Genomic DNA, 537 nt, shown 5'->3' with positions numbered 1-537 from the left:
AGGTGATCGGAAATTCATTGAACCCTGGCCAATGGGTTGATATGACTCTAATAATGCTATAGTAACACCTACTGATTGATAGAAACGAGTTTGTTTTAAATCAGTTAATCCTAACATTCTAGCAATCTCATGGCGACTAGCTTGGGGTAGTTTATAGACTACAATAATGCCGGGTGATGTTTTGCTGCTTACGATGCAGTCATAGCTAAGGGTAAGATGGCGGCGATCGCTTGCCAATTCTTACCCTACCGAAAAAACAGGTTTTCGGGATATTTATTTAATAGGTAATCGGTTCCCTGTTTTTACCCAAAAACCTGGTTAATTAATAGTGATTTGCAAATTTTACCCCTTATTAGAATCTTCTAAAATCGGCAGAATTTCATCAACAGGTAAGCCTAAAATTTCGGCGATCGCTTCCGAAGCATAACCCAGGTTATTCAAACGTAGGACAATGTTTCGCGTGATTTCTTCGCGACCTTCCTGGCGACCTTCCTGGAGACCTTCCGTAAAGGCTTCTTGATAGAAACGAGTTTGTTT

At 40.4% G+C, this 537-nt stretch carries 1 protein-coding gene and 1 pseudogene; both read right to left on the bottom strand.

The genetic code is table 11. The features are described 5' to 3' along the window. On the bottom strand, nt 1-237 hold a 237-nt coding region (locus P5683_RS25695; RefSeq protein WP_315641280.1), incomplete at its 3' end, for a hypothetical protein. Nucleotides 238-342: 105 nt separating this feature from the next. Then, nucleotides 343-537, bottom strand: a pseudogene (locus tag P5683_RS25690) (flagellar assembly protein H); the annotation flags it as partial.

Origin of the sequence: Limnospira sp. PMC 1279.21, from assembly GCF_032349615.1 — a bacterium.
GTDB classification, from domain to species: Bacteria; Cyanobacteriota; Cyanobacteriia; order Cyanobacteriales; family Microcoleaceae; genus Limnospira; species Limnospira fusiformis.
This window is presented reverse-complemented; position numbering and strand designations above follow the sequence as displayed.